This is a genomic window from Streptomyces sp. SLBN-118 (assembly GCF_006715635.1).
GTDB lineage: Bacteria > Actinomycetota > Actinomycetes > Streptomycetales > Streptomycetaceae > Streptomyces.
Genome location: NZ_VFNP01000001.1, coordinates 300,303 through 319,706, shown reverse-complemented (window position 1 = coordinate 319,706; position 19,404 = coordinate 300,303). Strand labels below are relative to the sequence as shown.

Annotated in this window: 14 protein-coding genes; 8 read left to right on the top strand and 6 right to left on the bottom strand. The window is 71.1% G+C overall.

The window, feature by feature from the left end:
• Positions 1–4 precede the first annotated feature (4 nt).
• The 4 genes from FBY35_RS01585 to FBY35_RS01570 form a co-directional block, all read right to left on the bottom strand.
• Entirely contained in the window at positions 5–2,710 is a 2,706-nt protein-coding gene (locus tag FBY35_RS01585; protein ID WP_142212056.1) for a bifunctional GNAT family N-acetyltransferase/acetate--CoA ligase family protein, read from the bottom strand.
• A 96-nt stretch (positions 2,711–2,806) separates the two neighbouring features.
• Positions 2,807–3,094 (bottom strand): HypC/HybG/HupF family hydrogenase formation chaperone, encoded by a 288-nt coding sequence (locus FBY35_RS01580; protein ID WP_142212055.1) that lies wholly within the window; start codon positions 3,092–3,094, stop codon positions 2,807–2,809.
• Between the two features lie 5 nt (positions 3,095–3,099).
• On the bottom strand, positions 3,100–5,400 hold the full coding sequence (gene hypF / locus FBY35_RS01575) for a carbamoyltransferase HypF (protein ID WP_142212054.1): 2,301 nt from the start codon (positions 5,398–5,400) through the stop codon (positions 3,100–3,102).
• Complete coding sequence (locus FBY35_RS01570; RefSeq protein ID WP_142212053.1) at positions 5,397–5,936, bottom strand: hydrogenase maturation protease; 540 nt, start codon at positions 5,934–5,936, stop codon at positions 5,397–5,399. The genes hypF and FBY35_RS01570 overlap by 4 nt, the downstream gene beginning before the upstream one ends.
• A gap of 171 nt (positions 5,937–6,107) precedes the next feature.
• Between FBY35_RS01570 and FBY35_RS01565 the strand changes: the two genes are divergently transcribed.
• Positions 6,108–7,019 (top strand): universal stress protein, encoded by a 912-nt coding sequence (locus FBY35_RS01565; protein ID WP_142212052.1) that lies wholly within the window; start codon positions 6,108–6,110, stop codon positions 7,017–7,019.
• Positions 7,020–7,044: 25 nt separating this feature from the next.
• Positions 7,045–9,702 carry a pyruvate, phosphate dikinase gene (ppdK, locus tag FBY35_RS01560; protein WP_142212051.1) on the top strand — a complete coding sequence of 886 codons (2,658 nt, stop codon included), beginning with the start codon at positions 7,045–7,047 and terminating at the stop codon, positions 9,700–9,702.
• Positions 9,703–9,793: 91 nt separating this feature from the next.
• Here the strand turns inward: ppdK and FBY35_RS01555 are convergent, their stop codons facing one another.
• Positions 9,794–11,515 (bottom strand): SulP family inorganic anion transporter, encoded by a 1,722-nt coding sequence (locus FBY35_RS01555; RefSeq protein WP_142212050.1) that lies wholly within the window; start codon positions 11,513–11,515, stop codon positions 9,794–9,796.
• 220 nt (positions 11,516–11,735) lie between these two features.
• On the opposite strand from FBY35_RS01555, the gene FBY35_RS01550 reads away from it, so the two are divergent.
• From FBY35_RS01550 to FBY35_RS01525, 6 genes are all read left to right on the top strand, one after another.
• Positions 11,736–12,347: a DoxX family membrane protein gene (locus FBY35_RS01550; RefSeq protein WP_142212049.1), complete on the top strand. Its 612-nt coding sequence runs from the start codon at positions 11,736–11,738 to the stop codon at positions 12,345–12,347.
• Between the two features lie 173 nt (positions 12,348–12,520).
• Positions 12,521–13,408, top strand: a complete 888-nt coding sequence (locus FBY35_RS01545) for a universal stress protein (RefSeq protein WP_142212048.1) — start codon at positions 12,521–12,523, stop codon at positions 13,406–13,408.
• A gap of 139 nt (positions 13,409–13,547) precedes the next feature.
• Positions 13,548–14,423, top strand: coding sequence for a universal stress protein (locus FBY35_RS01540; RefSeq protein ID WP_142212047.1), 876 nt, complete (start codon positions 13,548–13,550; stop codon positions 14,421–14,423).
• A gap of 4 nt (positions 14,424–14,427) precedes the next feature.
• Entirely contained in the window at positions 14,428–14,730 is a 303-nt protein-coding gene (locus tag FBY35_RS01535; protein WP_142212046.1) for a hypothetical protein, read from the top strand.
• Complete coding sequence (locus tag FBY35_RS01530) at positions 14,727–15,494, top strand: HAD family phosphatase (RefSeq protein WP_142212045.1); 768 nt, start codon at positions 14,727–14,729, stop codon at positions 15,492–15,494. The genes FBY35_RS01535 and FBY35_RS01530 overlap by 4 nt, the downstream gene beginning before the upstream one ends.
• Before the next feature lie 2 nt (positions 15,495–15,496).
• A complete protein-coding gene (locus FBY35_RS01525) occupies positions 15,497–17,920 on the top strand; it encodes a glycoside hydrolase family 65 protein (protein WP_142212044.1) in 2,424 nt (807 codons plus the stop codon).
• Between the two features lie 126 nt (positions 17,921–18,046).
• Here the strand turns inward: FBY35_RS01525 and FBY35_RS01520 are convergent, their stop codons facing one another.
• Entirely contained in the window at positions 18,047–18,757 is a 711-nt protein-coding gene (locus FBY35_RS01520) for a CBS domain-containing protein (protein WP_142212043.1), read from the bottom strand.
• Positions 18,758–19,404: the final 647 nt, after the last annotated feature.

The window sequence follows — 19,404 nt, the reverse complement described above, 5'->3', positions numbered from 1 at the left end:
CCTCTCAGCGCAGTCGGCGCAGATACGGGTTGCGGGCTTGCCGCGGGACAAGCCGGACGCGGACGTCAAGGGCCGTGATGCCGCCCGGGCGGGCGATCACGGGATTGAGATCGGCCTCGGCGAGCTGCGGAAGGTCACCGGCCATCCGGGACAGCCGCAGCAGCAGCTGCTCCAGTCCTTCGAGGTCGACGGCGCCTCCGCCGCGGAAGCCGAAGAGCAGCGGCGCGCAGCGCGGCGAGGTAATGAGGTCGTGGGCGTCGTGGTCGGTCAGCGGGGCGAGCCGGGCCGCATGATCGGCCAGGAGCTCGGTCGCCGTACCGCCCAGGCCGAACAGGACCAGCGGGCCGAAGACTTCATCCTGGACCACACCCGTGAACAGTTCAATGCCGCGTTCGGCGAGCGGCTGGACGACCACTCCGGTCATCAGGTCTCCGAAACGGGTGACCAGATCGCGGTATGCAGCCCGCACCTGCGAGGCATTCTGAAGATCGAGGTGGACGGCTCCCTGTTCGCTTTTGTGGACCAGCCCCGGCCAGTGAGCTTTCATCACGACCCGCCCGTCAGGTCCCGCCAGCCGTGCCGCGGCGGCGACGGCGGCCTCTTCGTCCTCGGCCCACTCCCAGCGGATCTGCGGAATGCCGTAGTGGCCGAGGAGTTCGGCCGTCGCACGGGGGTCGAGCCAGCCCCCGTCGGGATGTTCGGCGAGGAAAGCGTCGACCATCCCTTTCGCCGCCGGGGTGTCCACGTCTGCGAGCTCGCGCACCGTGCCCTCCGGACGGGCGCGCCAGCGTGCGTACGTCACGGCGTGCGCCAGGGCGCGGGCCGCGTCTGCCGCGTCGGAGTAGGCGGGTACAAAACCGCCGCCCGCGGTCGGCAGCAGCTCCACCCGCGCCGCCTGGGCGGGCAGGACCGCGGCGACCGTTCGGGAGCGACGGCGGTCCGGGCCGGGGGACAGGGCCCGGACGAGAACGTCGCCGGTCGCCGCGGCAACCGCGGTGGGGACCAGCACCACCAGCACGGCGTCCACGGCCCCGTGCGCCGCGAGCCGGTCGACGCATTCCTGCAGTTGCGTCTCGCTGACGGCGGCGGTGGCGTCGACGGGATTGGTGGCGGCGGCCCCCTCGGGCAGCCCGGTCAGCAGCTCGGCGACCAGCTCGCTGCCGAGCTCGGGAATCCTCAGCCCGGCCTCTGCACATGCGTCGGCGGCCAGTACGCCTGCCCCGCCCGCGTTGGTGACGATGGCGACCGAGGAGCCGGACGGCACCGGCTGGGAGTGCAACAGCGCTGCACTGTCGAGGAGTTCACCGATCGTGCGGGTCGCGATGATTCCGGCCTGGGTGAACAGGGCCTGCCGGGTCATGGTCCGGGTGGCTGCCGCCGCGGTGTGGGAGGCGGCGGCCCGGCGGCCGGCCTCGGAGCGCCCGGCGTCCACGGTCAGGACCGGCATCGTGCGGGCCACCCGCCGCGCCGTGCGCGAGAACGCGCGCGGATTGCCGAAGGATTCAAGGTGCAGCACAGCGAGGTCGGTCCGCCCGTCGCTCTCCCACCACTGCAGCATGTCGTTGCCGCTGACGTCGTATTTGTCGCCCAGCGAGACGAAGGTGGACACTCCGATGCCGAGCCGGGACAGCCCGTCGAGCAGCGCGATGCCCACCCCTCCGGACTGCACGGCGACTCCGGCCGTGCCCGCCAGGGGGCGGTCGGCGGCGAAGGTGGCGTTCAGCCGCAGATCCGGGTCGGTGTTGGCCAGACCGAGGCAGTTCGGGCCAACCAGCCGCATCCCGTACGCACGGCACGTGGCGAGCAGCGCGGCCGCCTGCTGGGCGTCGAGGCCGGAGGAGACCACCAGCAGCGCCCTCGCGCCAAGCTTTCCGCAATCCTCGGCAGCCTGCGGTACAGCGTCCGCGGGGACGGCGAGCACGGCGAGATCGGGCGGAAAGGACAGCTCGGCCACAGAGTGGTGGCAGCTCACCCACTCGATCGCGTCCGCATGCGGATTGACCGCGTCCAGACGGCCGGCGAAACCACCGGTCCGCAGATTGCGCAGCACGGCCCGGCCGACCGAGCCTGCCTTTCGGCCCGCGCCGACGACGGCGACCGTGCGGGGCCGCAGCAGTGGTTTCAGGCTGGCCACGTCGGCGGTGCTCGCCCGGTTGTCGACCGCGGACAGGTAGTCCTCATTCGCGGCGAGTTGGACCGTGCAGCGCACTTCGGGACCGTCGAAGCGGCGGGTCGTATGCAGGCCGAGGTCGGCGAACACTTTCAGCATGTCGTGGTTCTCGGCCAGTGCGTCCGCCGCGAAAGCGGTGATGCCCGCCTGGCGGGCGGCGTCGACAAGATGCTCCAGCAGCAAGGTGCCCAGGCCCCGGTGGTGCCAGTCGTCTGCGATGCTGAGTGCGATCTCGGCCGTCGTCGATTCCGGTATGGCCTCGCACTCGGCGAGTCCGACGAGCCGCCCGTCACTCTCCGCGACCAGAGCGCGGTAGCCGGACCGGTCGCGCCGAGTGAGCCGGCCGGCTGCCTGTTCGACGGACAGGTGGCTCACCGTGAAGAAGCGCCGCCGCAGATTCTCGGCCGACATGCCCTCGTACAGGGCCATGACGGCGTCGTGATCGGTCGGCTCCGCCGGCCGTATCCGCACTGTCCTGCCGTCCGTCAGTAGCGCGTGCACCTGCCGGGCGGTGCTCGCGGGGCTGTGGGTCTGCGTCATGACAGTGCCCTCCTCGTGGGATCCACGTCCAGGCTCGGGCGGGAGCGCGGCCGGCCGCAGGGGTCGGCCGGGCCAGTCAGCGGGGCCGACCGGCCCTCAGTGCGCTTCCGGTCGGTCCACAGGAGCCTGCGGCAGCGGCTCGCCCAGCTCGCCGGTGACGGCGTCCGCCATCGCGCGCAGAACCCCGAGCGTCCGCTCGGCCTCCGCCTCGTCGACGGTCGTGATGGCGAAGCCGACGTGGACGATGACGTATGTTCCGGCCTCGGCCTCAGGGGTGTACTCCAGGCACACCTCGCGCCGCACTCCGCCGAAGTCGACGGTCGCCATGCGCAGTCCGCCGGAGTCGTGGACCTCAAGGACCCGGCCGGGAATGCCCAGACACATCGCGCTCACCCCTTCGCTTTCGCCAGCCGGGCGGCGGCCACCGCCGCCTGGCCGTAGCTGATGCCGCCGTCGTTGACCGGGACCGCGCTGCCCACCAGTACGCGCAGACCCTGGGCGCGCAGCAGTGTTCGTACGGCGGTGAGCAGCCGCCGGTTCTGGAAGCAGCCGCCGGCCAGGCATACGGTCCGCGGCGCCCCTGCGGCAACGGCGCGATCGACGAGTGCGGCGGTCGCCTCGGCAATGGCGGTGTGAAAGGCGGCGGCGATCCGCGGCACGCAGACGCCCGACGCGAGCTCTTCGAGGAGTGCGGTCAGGGTCGCGACCGGGTCGTAGACCCACAAGCCCTCGACCCGGACCAGCCGCCACGGCAGCGCGTCGGTGTGGATGTCACCGGCCGCGGCTTCCAGTGCGACGGCTGCCTGGCCCTCGTACGACACCTCGTCGCCGAGCCCCAGCAGACCGGCGGCCGCATCGAACAGCCGACCCGCGCTGGAGGCGCGCGGACAGTTGATCCCGCGTTCGATCATCGCCCGGACCAACCGCACCTCGCTCGGGTCGAGCCGTTCGGTGAACGGCTTCGTCAGCCAGGGCGCGGGCCGGGGCGTGCCCAGCGTCTCTGCACCATACAGGTAGCCGAGCGCCATCCGGGTCGGGTGGCGCACCGCCGCCTCGGCGCCCGGCAGGGATGCGGTGGCGAACCTGCCGACGCGGCGGTAGCCGGCCAGGTCCGCGAACAGAATCTCGCCGCCCCACAGCGTGCCGTCGTCGCCGAGCCCCAGCCCGTCGTAGGCCACGCCGACGAAGGGCCCACGCACGCCGTGTTCTGCGGCGCAGGCGGCCACGTGGGCGTGGTGGTGCTGGACGGCGATGCGCTGCTCGACGGGCCAGGAGCGGGCCCACTGTGTGGAGAGGTACCCCGGGTGGAGGTCGTGGGCGATGGCGCTCGGGGTGATGCCGGTGAGGCGTCGGAGATCGGTGTACGAGGTCGCAAAGGCGTCCAGGGTCGCCGCGTCGGCGAGATCGCCGCCGTGCGGGCCGAGGTGCGCGTGCCTGCCCTCGGCGAGGGTGAAGGTGTGTTTGAGCTGTGCACCGGCCGCGAGCAGAGGCAGCGAGGCGCGGACGGGGAGCGGCAGGGGCGCGGGGGCGAGGCCGCGGGCTCGGCGGACGGTGAGCACGGTGCGGCCCGCGACGGTGGCCACGGAATCGTCGTAGCGCGCGCGGATCGGCCGGTCGTGGGTGAGGAAGCCGTCGGCGACCGATGCCAGGCTCCGGCGGGCCTCGGCGTCGTCGATGGCGATGGGCTCCTCCGCCCGGTTGCCGCTGGTGACGACGATCGGCCGGTCCAGATCGTGCAGCAGCAGATGATGCAGCCCGGTGGTGGGCAGGAACAACCCGATCCTGTCGGTTCCGGGGTGAACGTCGGGGCACAGCTGCCCGGCACGGGCGGGGAGGAGCAGCACGGGCCGCGACGCGGACGTCAGCACCCCACGCTCCGTGCGGGTGGTCCGGGCCAGGTGCTCGACCGCGGCCAGGTCCCGCACCATCACCGCGAACGGCTTCGCGGGGCGCCGCTTGCGGCGGCGGAGTTCGGCGACGGCGGCCGCGTTGCCCGCGTCGCACACCAGTTGGTAGCCGCCGATTCCCTTCATCGCGATGATCCCTCCCGCTGCCACGGCGTCCGCGGCGGCGCGCAGCGCGTCCTCCCCGGCCAGTCCGTTCCACGCGAGGACGGGTCCGCAGTCGGGGCACGCCAGGGGTTCTGCGTGGAAGCGGCGGTCGGCGGGATCGGCGTACTGGGCTGCGCAGGGCGGGCACAGGGGGAAGCCGCGCATGGAGGTGCGTGCACGGTCGTACGGGAGATCATGGATGACCGTGGCGCGGGGGCCGCAGTCGGTGCAGTTGATGAACGGATAGCGGTAGCGGCGGTCGGCAGGATCGAACAGTTCGCGCAGGCATGCCTCACAGGTGGCCGCGTCCGGCGGGATCTCGCGGGGCGCGTCCGGCGCGGAGGCTGAACTGCCGCGGACGGTGAACCCGGTTCCGGGAGCCGGGGGTCCGCCGGAGACGTGCGTCACCCGTATCCGGCGTACAGCCGCCAGCGGGGGCGCATCGCGCCGAATCCGGTGGACGAAGTCGCGCAGTGCGGAGGGCGGTCCGGCGACGGTGAGTTCCACATGGCCGTTCGCGTTGCGCACCCAGCCGTCCAGCTCCAGGCCGGTCGCCAGGCGGTGCACGTGCGGGCGGAAGCCCACGCCTTGGACTGTGCCGAAGACCTCGATGCGCTGCGCGACGCGCTCGCCGGTCACGGTTGGCCTCCGCTGCGTGCGTCGCTGGGGCCGCGGGCGGCCGTGTCCCGGTGGCTGACGATCTCGTCCTCCACTCGTTCGACGAGTGCTTCGACCCTGGCGGCAACAGGCTCCGACAGTCCCGTGCCGAGCGAGGTGTCCGCCCCTTCGACGGCGTAGACCACGAGATGACCGGGCAGTCGCCCGAGCGCCCGCGACAGCTCGACGGCCTCACCGAGGCCCAGCCCGTGCGAACTCGTTGTGTGCGGCCTCCCCAGCTCGGTTGCTTCCAGCTCCAGTCGGTGCACCCGCCCCGGGTGGTCCGGATGGGCGTGCGCGGCGTCCAGTACCACCGCCAGGTCCGCGTTCTCCCACAGCCCGATCAGGCGCCCCGGATCGCCGTCGCACACCGACAGGACTGTTCCCGCGGGCAGGGGACGGCCGGCAGCCCGCTCCCGCAGCCGGGCGATCACCGCCCAGGCAACCCCGTCGTCGTGGCGGAACTCGTTGCCGACCCCGATGATGGCGATACGGGCGGAGTGCGTGGAGCCGGACATGATTCCTCTCCCTCCACTGCGTTTGTCTCCAGCCTGCGTGCGGACCTGCCGGGGAGCGTTGGGCCGAAGGGCCCCAGGAAGGGTCTGGGTGGCCCCTGCGAACCAGACCGCGCACGCGCCAGGCTCGACGGGCAAGGCACGAAGCGGAGCCCTGCACAGGAGGAGCGGATCATGCATCGACACGTCGTCGCCGGAATCGACGGATCCCCCGAGAGCCTCGCCGCGGCGCACTGGGCGGCCCGTGAGGCCCTGCGCCGCGGCCTGTCGCTGCGGCTGGTGCACGCCTGGCAGTGGCAGCCGCGTCCGCCCGTCTACGTACCCGCCGGCACGACCCAGCGCTACTGGGCGCACCGGACCCTCAGCCAGGCGAGCGACAGCGTGCGTGCCGCGCACCCCACGCTGCACCTCACCGACGAGTCGGTGGCCGAATCGCCGGTCACCGCCCTGCTCACGGCGGCCGAGCAGGCCGAGATGCTGGTACTCGGGTCCCGGGGACTCAGCAGCGTCCCAGGGTTCCTGGTCGGCTCGGTGTCCCAGGCGGTCGTCGCGCGGGCGGTGCGCCCCGTGGTCCTCGTACGCGCCGGTGAGGAAGCGGCCGACGAACAGTTCCCGGCCCCGGAGGGAGCCTCTCCGGACCGGGACTCGGTCAAGACCTCCTACCGGAACATTGTCCTCGGCCTCGACACCAGTAGCCCGTGCGACGAACTGATCGAGTTCGCCTTCGACGTCGCACAGCACCGTGCTGCCGCGCTGCGCGTGATCCACACCTTCAGCGCCCCGCCGCCGTATGCCGTCATCGGCCAACTCGTCCCGACGCCCGGCCCGGAACTGCTCGCCGAGCACGAACACGCCGTGAGTGCGGCGCTGCACCCGTGGCGGGAGAAGTTCCCCGAGATCACTGTCACCGGGACCGTCACCGAAGGCCGGGCGGCCTCCGAGCTGACGCGCGCCTCGAGCGGGGCGGGCCTCGTCGTCGTCGGGCGCCGGATCCGCACCGGGCACCTGGGCATCCACGTCGGCCCCGTCGCCCATGCGGTGCTGCACCACGTCGGCTGCCCCGTGGCCGTCGTCCCGCACGTCTGAGACCCCCAGCAGGAGGCCGAGCCCCATGAGGCAGTACGTGTACGGATTCGGCGAGGGCAGCCGTGAAATGGCGGACCTGCTCGGCGGCAAGGGCGCCAACCTGGCCGAGATGACCCGGCTGGGGCTGCCCGTGCCCCCGGGGTTCACCGTCACCACGCAGGCATGCCGCGAGTACCTGGCCGCCGGCGAGGAACCGGTGGAACTCGGGGTACAGGTCGCCCGGGCACTCGCGGATCTGGAGCGGCGCGTCGGCCGGCAGCTGGGCAAGAGCGACAACCCGCTGTTGCTGTCCGTGCGTTCGGGCAGCAGGTTCTCGATGCCCGGCATGATGGAGACGATCCTCGACATCGGTCTGAGCGACGCATCGGTACGCGGACTCGCCAAGGCCACCGGACAGGAGCGGTTCGCCTGGGACTCCTACCGCCGGCTGCTGCAGATGTTCGGCCGCACGGTGCTGGGTGTCGCCCCGGAGCTGTTCGAGGAGGCCCTGGCCCGGCACAGGGCGGATCGCGGTGTGGCAAGCGATACCGGGCTGGACGCGCACGATCTCGCCTCGCTGGCCGACGACTTCAAGACGCTGATCCGCGAGGCGACCGGTGAGGAGTTCCCACAGGACCCGGTCGAACAGCTCTACCAGGCGATCCGTGCCGTCTTCCGTTCCTGGAACGGGGAGCGCGCCCGCCTCTACCGCAGGCGTGAGCACATTCCCGATGACCTGGGCACGGCCGTCAACATCCAGATGATGGTGTTCGGCAACCTCGGTCCCGATTCCGGCACGGGCGTCGCCTTCACCCGCGACCCGGCCACCGGAGCACGAGGCGTCTACGGCGACTACCTGACCGACGCGCAGGGGGAGGACGTCGTCGCGGGCATCCGCAACGCCGTACCCCTCCAGGAGCTCAAGCACCTCGACCCGTCCTCCTATCTGCAGCTCGGCGACCACCTGCGGACCCTGGAACGCCACTACCGGGACCTGTGCGACGTCGAGTTCACCATCGAGCGCGGCACGCTGTGGATGCTCCAGACCCGGGTCGGAAAGCGCACCGCCCAGGCTGCGCTGCGTATCGCGCACGAACTCGTCGACGAGCGCCTTATCAGCGAGGACGAAGCGCTCGCCCGGGTCGGCGGGCACCAGCTCGCCCGGCTGATGTTCCCCCGCTTCGACGAGGACGCGACCGGCCAGCCGCTGGCACACGGTGTCCCGGCCTCGCCGGGCGCGGCCGTCGGAGCAGTGGTGTTCGACTCCACCGAAGCCGTGCGCCGCGCCGCGGCCGGGGAGAAGACGATTCTCGTACGAAACGAGACCACGCCCGACGACCTGCCGGGGATGGTCGCGGCGGAGGCGGTACTGACCAGCCGGGGTGGCAAGACCAGCCACGCCGCCGTGGTCGCGCGGGGCATGGGCAAGGTCTGCGTGTGCGGGGCCGAGGAACTCGCGGTGGACACCCGGGCACGGCAGTTCACCGCGGCAGACGGGACCGTGGTCGCCGAAGGCACGGTGATCTCCGTGGACGGCACGGCAGGCACGGTCCACCTCGGCGGCCTGCCGCTGACCGAATCACCAGTGGCGCGCTTCCTTCAGACCGGCGAGCAGGAGGGGGCGCTGACGAGCGCTGTGGCCCGAACCCTCGAACGGGCCGATGCCGTACGCCGGCTTGAGGTCCGAGCCAACGCCGACACCCCCGAGGACGCGGCCCGTGCGCGGCGCTTCGGCGCCCAGGGCATCGGGCTGTGCCGAACCGAGCACATGTTCCTGGGCGAGCGCCGAAGCCTCGTCGAGGCGATGATCCTTGCGGAGGACGAGGCCGGGCAGCGCGCGGCGTTGGATGCTCTACTGCCGCTCCAGCGCAGCGACTTCACCGGAATCCTTGCCGCCATGGACGGCCTGCCGGTGACGATCCGCCTCATCGACCCGCCGCTGCACGAGTTCTTGCCGGATCGCACCGAACTCGCCGTGCGTGTGGCCACCGCCCCGACGGACCACGACAGGCGGCTGCTGGCGGCCGTGTCGCGCATGCACGAGAGCAACCCCATGCTCGGGCTGCGCGGCGTGCGCCTCGGGCTCGTTGTCCCAGGCCTGGTGCAGATGCAAGTGCGAGCGATCGCCGAGGCCGTCGTGGAGCGAACGCGGGCAGGTGGCGACCCGCGGGCCGAGATCATGGTCCCGCTGGTCGGTACGGCCGAGGAGCTGCGGATCGTACGGGCCGCCGCGGAGCGTGTCCTCGCCGAGGTGTCGGACGCGTCCGGTATCGCTGTGCGGTGCCCGGTCGGCACGATGATCGAACTGCCCCGCGCCGCGCTGACCGCCGACCGCATTGCCGAGGCCGCCGACTTCTTCTCCTTCGGCACCAACGACCTGACCCAGACCGTCTGGGGCCTGTCCCGGGACGACGTGGAAGCCTCCTTCTTCCCCGCCTACCTCGACCAGGGAATATTTGCCACATCGCCCTTCGAGACGCTCGACAGGGACGGCGTCGGCCGGCTCATCCGTATAGCCGTCGAAGAGGGCCGCGCAGCCCACCCGGGCCTCAAGATCGGTGTATGTGGCGAGCACGGCGGGGACCCGGACTCCATCCACTTCTTCCACGACGCCGGACTCGATTACGTCTCCTGCTCCCCGTTCCGAGTCCCGGTCGCCCGACTCGAAGCGGGACGCGCCGCCATCGAGGGCCGGTCGGCCTGAGCAGCCCATGCCATGAGGCTCATCTGCCAAAAGGCGGGGCGTGAACTCGTCGGAGAGGAGGCGTCGGGGGCGGGCGCGGCTCGCCGGTTGGTCACTCGGCCTGGTTGTTTCCCTGTGCGCGGATCCACTGCCGGTATGCGGCCACGGCGGTCGGCAGCGTGGGGAAGATCCGGTCGTGGCCGACCGATTCGGTCATCCCGTACGCGTCCAGATTTTCGCGCAGCTCCTGTTTCACACGGGCGAGTGCGAAGACGATGCCGCGACGGGTCAGTTCGCTGCGCAGCGATTCGACCGCGTCCAGCGCGGTGATGTCCACCTCCACATTGGCCTCGGTGTTGAGGACGAACCACGACACGTGACCTTTCTGCTCGTCCACAGAGGCCAGGGCGCGGCGTCTGAAGTCCTCGGCGTTGGCGAAGAACAGCGGCGAGTCGTAGCGGTAGACGAGCAGCCCGGGGATGGTGCGGGCCTGCGGATAGTCGTCCACGTCGTGCATCCCGGCCACACCGGGCACCAGGCCCTCGACGGCGTCGTGCGGCCGTGCCACCCGCGCCAGCAGCTCGGCCACCGAGAGACCGACCGCCACCAGCACGCCGTACAGGATGTTCAGGACCAGCACGCCCGCCAGGCAGCCGAGCGCCAGCAGCAGTTCCCGGAGGCGGAAGGAGGCCAGCCGCCGGAACCCGGCCAGGTCGATCATGCGGACGGCGGCATAGACGACCAGGGCGCCGAGCACGGTCGTGGGTGTGTCCGCCAGCAGCGGGCTGAGGAAGAGCAGCACCGCCAGCACGGCCCCGCACGCGACGAGCGAGTACGCCTGGCTGCGGCCGCCGGCCGACTTGGCGAGTGCGGTACGGCTGGCACTGCTGCTCACCGGGAAGCCGTGCAGTACGCCGGCGCCGAAGTTCGCCGCGCCCAGGGCCAGCAGCTCCTGGTTGGCGTCGAGCCGTTGGCCGCCGTCGCGTGCCGTGAAGGCCCGCCCCGTGAGGATCACATCGGTGTAGGCGACGAGGAGAACGCCGAGCGCGGGCAGCAGCAGGTGCGGCAGCTCGCCCAGGTCCGGTACATCGGGCCGCGGGAGTCCTGCCGGGACCTCGCCGATCACCGCGATGCCGTGGTCCTCGAGGCCGAAAGCCGCCACGACGGCGGTTCCGAGGACCAGGGCCAGCAACGGGGCGGGCACGGCACGGGCATACCGCGAGAGGGTGAAGAGAAAGATCAGCGTGGCCGTGGCAAAGACCGCTGTCGCCGCGTGGATCTCAGGAAGATGCCGCACGAAGGAGGCGAGCTGGGGGAAGAATCCGGACCCCTCGGTTGGTACGCCGGTGAGCGTGGGCAGCTGGTCCACGATCATGATGAGCGCCACGCCGGCCAGATAGCCGACCAGGACCGGCCGCGACAGCAGATCGGCCACAAAACCAAGCCGTACCGCCCACGCCACCAGGCACAGCAGCCCGACCGCGACGGCGAGCGCGGCCGCCAGCACGGCATACCTGCCCGGATCCCCGGCGGCGAGCGGCCCGACCACCGTGGCGGTCATCAGAGCGGTCGTCGACTCGGGGCCGACCGAAAGCAGCCGCGACGAGCCCAGCACGGCGTACAGCACCAGTGCGGGAAGGATTGCCCACAGCCCGGCGACCGGCGGCAGCCCGGCCACGCCCGCATACGCCATGACCTGTGGCACGAGATACGCGGCCACCGTCAGGCCGGCCAGCAGGTCCCCGCGCAGCCAGGAGCGCTCGTATCCCACGAGTACGGCCATCCCGGGCACCAGGCGCCACCTCGCGCCGCCCGTACTGGTCCGCTGGGACATGGGACTCCTTTCGTCGCGGCCCCTCAGCATCCCGCCGCCCCCGGGCAATCGCGAGGGCCGATCGGTCCCATGATCCGCTTCCGTACCCCAACGAGCCCCGGAAGCAGGGCCGTTCAGCCCCAGCAGTACCGCCCTTCGGCCCGCGGCGGCGCGGGCCGCCGTGCCACGACGGTGAGCGATGTCAGGCACCGACCCGGCATCCTCCGAAAGGAACACCACCATGGCTGTGCACGAGCACCCCCACAAGCGCCCCGCCTTCCACTTTCCCTCGTGGCGCAGGACCAGGACCGCGTCCGCGACGACGGCCGGAACACAGACCCGGTCGGCCTACGCCATCGCGGCCCTGCGGCTCCTGACCGGCTTCGTCTTTCTGTGGGCTTTCCTCGACAAGACCTTCGGCTGGGGGTATGCCACCCCGTCCGGCAAGGGCTGGATCGACGGCGGCTCGCCGACCAAAGGCTTCCTGAGCTCCGTCGCAGCCGGGCCCATGGAGTCCACGTTCCACGACTGGGCAGGGGCCGCCTGGACGGACTGGCTGTTCATGCTCGGCCTGCTCGGTATCGGTGTCGCCCTGCTGACCGGCACCGCTCTGCGCCTGGCGGCAGTCGCCGGCACGGCGATGATGGCGCTGATGTGGCTCGCGGAGTGGCCGCCTGCCCAGCACCTGTCCGACGGCTCGCCGAGCATGTCAACCAACCCCGCCGTGGAGTACCACGTCATCTATGCGGCCGCCCTTGTGGCCCTCGCCCTGACGTCCGCGGGCGAGACCTGGGGACTCGGCCGGATCTGGGCGCGACTGCCGTTCGTACGCCGCAACGGCTGGCTGCGCTGACCCCTGTGCCACCTTCCGCAGAGGGGACTGCCGGTCCCCGGCCACCGACCGCCCAGGTATGGGCCGGTCGGCCCCGGCCGGGGACCTGCGGCCCCTCCAAGACGCCCGTCCCGCCCACGACGCTGGAAGCGGGTCGTCCGACAGATCCGCCCGCTGTCCAGGAGGTACGTATCATGTCCCGCTCCGTAACCGTCGGCGTGGACGGCTCGAACGAGAGCCTGGCCGCCGCCGAATGGGCGGCCCGCGAAGCGCGGCTGCGAGGTCTGCCGCTACGGCTCGTCTACGTCTGGGAACCGGAGCGCTACATTCAGGCTCCGCTCCTGGGCGGCGAGACGCTGCAGCACTGGGCGGAGCGTATCCCCCGCGACACGGCCGAGGAGTTGCGGCTCCGTCATCCCGACATGGAGATCACTTCGGATCAGGTCGCCGGCCGTCCGGGTACCGTCCTTGCCGACGAGGCCCGGGGCGCCGAGCTGCTGGTCCTCGGCTCCCGTGGCCTGAGCAGCGTCGCCGGATTCATGGTCGGGTCTGTTGGGATGGCAACCGTGGCCCACACACAGCGGCCCGTCGTCCTCGTACGGGCAGAGCACAAGGCCGAGGACGAGCGCGCGCCGCGTCCTACTGCGACGCGGCCCGTTGTGCTGGGCCTCGACACCGAGCACCCGGACGACTCGGTGATCGAGTTCGCTTTCGATGCGGCTGCGCGCAGTGCCACGGCCCTGCACGTCGTCCACGGCTGGAACTTGCCGCCCCACTTCGCATACGGGCTTCCTGCCGACCCGAGGATGAACGCCCAACTGGCTGCCCAGGAGGCGGACTCCCTGGCCGAGACGCTGCGCCCCTGGCGGCAGAAGTTCCCGGCCGTCGAGGTGGTCGAACGGTCGAGGTCGGGCAAACCCGCCCACCACCTGGTGGACGCCTCCCATGACGCGTCCCTGGTCGTTGTCGGTCGCCGTACTCGCCGTACTCGCCGTTCGCCGCTCGGCGCCCACATCGGGCCCGTCACCCATGCCGTGCTCCACCACGCAACCTCGCCCGTTGCGGTGGTCCCACACGACTGACGCCATGTCGAGGACTCACCCCTGGGAGTCGATGCGGCAAGGGCGACCCGGCGCGCTGCGCGGCCGGGCCGATGCCCGCATCGTCTTCGAACTCTGAGAGAAGCCCGAACCCCGAAGGAGAAGGAAGAAGGTGGGGACCATGGAACTGCCCCTCGTCGTAGGCGTGGACGGCTCCGAGTCCAGCCTGCGGGCCGTGGACTGGGCGGCCGACGAAGCAGTCCTGCACGGTGTACCGCTGCGCCTGGTGAACGCGTCGATGTGGGAGCGGTACGAAGGTGCCGCGCTCGCCCAGGAGCTGGGACGTCCCTCGGGGCGGGTCATGGCCGAGAACATCGTCGGTACCGCCGCGGAACGCGCCCGCCGTCGCGATCCGGACCTCAAGATCCAGACGGACATCCTGCCCGAGGACACGGTGAGCGCCCTGCTGAGCGAGGGACGCAATGCCTCCGCCCTCGTCACCGGCTCGCGCGGCCGCAGCGGACTCGCCGAGGTGATGCTCGGCTCGGTCAGCCTGGCGATCGCTGCCCGCGCCGACTGCCCGGTGTTCGTCATTCGTGGCAACCACGACCCGCAGAGCGGCAAGCACCGGCGGATCGTCCTCGGCGTCGACGAACCCCCGGGGGGCTCGGCCGCTGTGCGTTTCGCGTTCCGCGAGGCGGAGAGGCGCCGGGCCGTCCTGCACGCGATCCGGGCGTGGCGCTGCCCTGCGCATGAGGCGGTCGACCATGCTCGGGACGCGGGTGACGCCGCCCGTTACCACAAGAGCCAGGCCGCGGAGATCCTCGAAGCTGCGCTGCGCGAAGCCGTAGCGGACCACCCTACCTTGGAGGTGCACCGGGCAACGGCGGAGGGTCCCGCCCGTATGGTGCTCATGAACGCCTCGGCCGCCGCAGATCTGCTGGTCGTCGGCGCCCATCGGCGGCACGGGCACTTCGGACTCCAGCTCGGCCGGGTCGCTCACACGGTGCTGCACCACTCCATGTGCCCCGTGGCCGTCGTACCGCAACGGGCGTGACGACATGAGCGCCCTGGGCGTCTGGGCGATCGACTCCCGGTCCATCGGCGAGAGCCTTTGCCGTCAACGACCAGGCCCTCATCGACGGCGGCCCCACGAGGGCCTGCGCCTCGCCCGCTCCGCCGCCCTGAACATCGTTTTGACGAGCAGCCGCGCCGCCATCGTGGACCCCGCCCTGTGCGTCGTCGACTCCGTCCTGACCCGGGCGAACAGCGAGAAGGTGAAGGTCTTGGGCCGGCACGACAATGAATGGGGCCACAGCAACCGGCTTCTCGGACTCCCCGCCATCGTGGCCGGTGACACATGAATCCGACACAGCCCCACACAGCCATGCCCCGCGCGCTGCGGGGTATGGCGGCCGTGGTCCTCGACACCGACGGAGTGATCACCGACTCCGCGCGGTTGCATGCCGCCGCCTGGAAATCGGCCTTCGACGCCTTCCTGCGCGATCACCCGCCCGCCGATCCCGCCCAGCGGCGTCCCTTCGACGCGCGGGAGGACTATCTGCGGTACGTGGACGGCAAGTCGCGCACGGACGGTGCCGCGGCCTTCCTGGAGTCCCGGGGGCTGCGGCTGCCCGACACGGAGGTGCACGCCGTCGCCGGGACCAAGGAGCGGTTGTTCACCTCACGGTTGCGGGAGCACGGCGTCAGCGCCTACGAGGGCACGGTCCGGCTGCTGCACGCCCTGCGCTCCGCCGGCGTACCCCTGGCCGCCGCCTCCGCCTCCCGGCACGCCCGCGAACTCATCGAACACGCGGGAGTGCTGGACCTCTTCGATGCCCTGGTGGACGGCGGTGAAGCGGCACGCCTGCAATTGCCCGGCAAACCCGACCCGGCGCTGTTCCTGGAGGCGGCCCGCCGCCTTGGTGTCCCCGCCTCCCGTACCGCTGTCGTCGAGGACGCTCTGGCCGGAGTCGAGGCCGGGCGCCGCGGCGGCTTCGGCCTGGTCGTCGGCGTGGACCGGGCGCGCACGCCACAGACGCGTGCTGAACTGCTCAAGCACGGCGCGGATGTGGTGGTCCGCGACCTCGCGGAACTCCTCACCGACAGCGACTGCCAGAAGGGTTGACGATGCGCGACTGGACCTGGGAGTACGAAGGCTACGACCCGGCAGAGGAGCGCCTTCGCGAGTCGCTGTGCACCCTCGGCAACGGCTACTTCGCGACCCGTGGCGCAGCCCCCGAGTGCACGGCGGACTCCGTCCACTATCCGGGCACGTATGCGGCGGGTTGCTACAACCGGCTGATCTCGGACGTGTCGGGACGGCGCGTCGAGAACGAGGACATGGCCAATCTGCCCAACTGGCTGCCCCTGCGTTTCCGTACGGGCTCCGGGAGTTGGCTGTCTCCGGACACCCACAGACTCCTCGACCATCACCAGGTGCTGGACCTGCGCGCGGGCACGCTGGTGCGCACGCTTCGGTACGAGGACGAGGGCGGCCGTCGCCTCCGGGTGCGACAGCTGCGCCTGGTCCACATGGCTCACCCCCATCTGGCTTTGCTGCGTACCGAGTTCACCGCGGAGGGATGGTCCGGGGAGATCGAGGTCGAGTCGGCCCTCGACGGTGCCGTTGCCAACACCGGCGTGGAGCGCTACAGACAGCTTGCCGGCTGTCATGTCACCCACGTTCACACGGGGACCTCCGCGTCGGACACCATGTGGCTCCGCTGCCGCACCAGCGCCTCCGACATCCGGGTCGGCCTCGCCGCACGCACCGTGGCCGACGTCCCGGCCGAGCCCAGCATCCGCCACGAGGACTTGCGGGTTGCCTGCGTCCTGCGCCTCCCCCTGGCCGCGGGCCGGACCGTCACCGTCGACAAGACGGCCTCCCTTCACACCTCCCGGGACCGGGCGATCAGCGACCCGCTGCACGCCGCCGTCGACCGGGTGAGCCGTGCCCCTGACTTCGACGCCTTGCTGACCTCGCACCGCACGGCCTGGCGCCAGCTGTGGCGCACCGCCGAACTCGACGTGCCGAACAGCTCTGGCCCGGTCCTGCGGCTCCACCTCTTCCACGTCCTGCAGACGCTCTCCCCGCACACCGCGGACCTCGACGTCGGAGTTCCGGCCCGGGGACTGCACGGCGAGGCCTACCGCGGTCATGTCTTCTGGGACGAACTGTTTGTCCTGCCCTATCTGAACCTCCACTTCCCCGAGGTCTCCCGGGCTTTGCTCAGCTATCGCCACCGGCGTCTGGAACGAGCTTGCTTCGCAGCCCGCGACGCCGGACGCGCCGGGGCGATGTACCCCTGGCAGAGCGGCAGCAACGGCCGGGAGGAGACCCAGCAGCTACACCTCAACCCGCGCTCGGGCCGTTGGCTGCCCGACAACTCCAGGCTCCAGCACCACGTCGGATCGGCGATCGCGTACAACGTGTGGCAGTACTGCGAGGCGAGCGGCGACACTGATTTCTTGCACACCAAGGGCGCCGAAATGCTGCTGCAGATCGCCCGGTTCTGGGCCGACGCAGCGGCGTACGACGAGACGCTCGGCCGCTACCGGGTCCGCGGAGTCGTCGGCCCGGACGAGTACCACGACGCTTATCCCGAAGCGAAGGAACCAGGCCTCGTCGACAACACGTACACCAATGTCACCGCGGCCTGGGTGCTCACCCGCGCCCTCGACGTGCTGCACTCTCTCCCGGCACCGCGCCGCCGGGAATTGGCCGAGCGCATCGGGCTCGACGACGGCGAACCCGCAAGGTGGGAGGAGGTCTCCCGTAAGCTGCACGTCCCCTTCCACGCCGGGGTGATCAGTCAGTTCGACGGCTACGGCGAGCTCGCTGAACTCGACTGGGAGCACTACCGGGCCCGCTACGGCGACATCCGGCGCCTCGACCGGATCCTGGAGGCCGAGGGCGACACGGTCAATCGCTACCAGGCATCGAAACAGGCCGACGTGCTGATGCTCGGTTATCTCTTTTCACCGGCCGAGCTCCAAGCGCTCTTCCGTCGGCTCGGCCACGAGGTCGACGACACCATCTGGCAGCGCACCGTCGACTACTACCTGCGACGCACCAGCCACGGCTCGACGCTCAGCAGCCTCGTGCACGGCTGGGTGCTGGCGAGAGTGCGGCGGGCGGAAGCATGGACGTTCTGCCAGGAGGCGCTGGCAGGGGACATCGCCGATGTGCAGGGTGGAACCACCGGCGAGGGCATCCATCTCGGCGCCATGGCAGGCACCCTCGATCTCGTGCAACGCGGACTGACCGGCCTCGAGACCCGGGGCGGCGCGCTGCGGCTCGACCCGGTGCCGCTGCCCGAGCTGTCGGAGTACGGCTTCGCGATCCGCTACCAGGGCCACTGGGGCGTACGGCTCCGGCTGCGCGCGGGGGAGCTGCAGATCACCGTGCCCGAATCCGACCGATCACCGATCGACTTCGTCCTGCCGGACCGCACGGTCTCGGTGGCGCCCGGGGAATCCTGCACGCTCACCCTGCTCCAGGAGCAGCACCGGGATGAGGACGGTGCGATGGCCACCAGGCACGATGTGTGACCGCGTCGGCTCGTATGAACAGGCGCGAAAAGGGCAGGGCGGCCAGCATGGTGCGGGGACAACTGCTCATAACGCCGCCCGCCTCGCGTGACTGACGTCGGCCAGTCCGCTGCCCCGTCAATGGGTTCAAGGGCGCTGGGTGTTGCCGACGGCGCCGTGGCGGTTGTCCGCTTCGGCCGCCCCGAACTCGTCGTCGCCGGGTGAGTCGAGAACCCCGTGCACGGTGATGACGCCGTCGACTGCCTGGCACAGCCGCATCGCGATCGGAATGAGGCTGCGCTGCCTGATCCTGCCGGTCAGCGTCACCACACCGTCGACGACACTGACTTGGACTTCTTCGGAAGAGAGGGACAGTGTGTCCCTCAGGACCTCTCGGGTGATCTCCTCGCGGATCGCGCTGTCCTGCCGCAGAAAGACCCGAAGGAGATCGCTTCGGCTGATGATCCCGACGAGGTGTCCGGCCTCGTTGACCACGGGCAGTCGCTTGACCTGGTGGCGGGTCATTTCCCGGGCCGCTTCGACGATGCTCCACTGGGCGCGGGCAGTCACGGCGGGCGAGGTCATCAGCCCTTCGGCGGTCTCTGCCGTGGCGCGGTCGCGGTCGCGGGGGCGCATCCCCAGGGACGCCGCACGGCCCCCTGGATCTGGCCGGGCGGCTTCGTGCCGGAGCAGGTCCGCCTCAGAGACCACGCCGACGGGGTTGTCCTGCTCGTTGACCACGGGCACAGCGGTGACGCCGTGCTCGGCGAGCAACTGCGCGACCTCCTTGAAGGGCGTGTCCGGGCGGGTCTGGACCACTTCGCGGGTCATCAAGTCTTCGACGGTGCGGTGCTGCATGGCTTCCTCATCCCTTTGCTGCGCCTCCTCCGCGAGAGGCGCGGTCAATGGCGGAGCGGGTGTCCGGAGGGCGTGCGCAGGTCCAGGGGCGGCGTCGCTCACTGGCTGTCGGCGGACGATGGCTCTGATGCGGATCACCTTCGGCCATCTCCCCGACGGTCCGGGTTTTCACCCTCGTTCTGCGCCGGGCTGGACGGAAGGGGACGAAGGTCCTCCGCAAGGGGCCGATCGGCCGTGCCGGAGACCTCTGCGGGCTGTGGGCGGCTCGCGGCTTCGCAGGGCCGGGCCACTGTCGCGGGCAGTACGGACATCCGTGTACGGCTCTCCGCCCGGAGGGGGACGTTCGGCCCCCACGTTGGGCCTGAGCGGCCCTCCTGGCCTCGCGGGCACCGTGGCAGCGTGAGCAGATGTCACCCCCGGCCATCGCGACACGGGAGGAGGACACGATGGCCGGCAGCGCTTCGGCGTCTGTTGCGGGACACCCGGGCGTGCCGTGGTCGGTACGGACCGTTTGGCCCATGCGACAAGCGCCGGCTGTCGTGCCCCACCGGGACACGACGCCTCGGGCGCACAAGAACTGAATGGCCTTTGTATAGGCGGTGGTTGGGCCTTTTCGGCCCGATCGTCAATGGCTCGCCCGCCGTTCG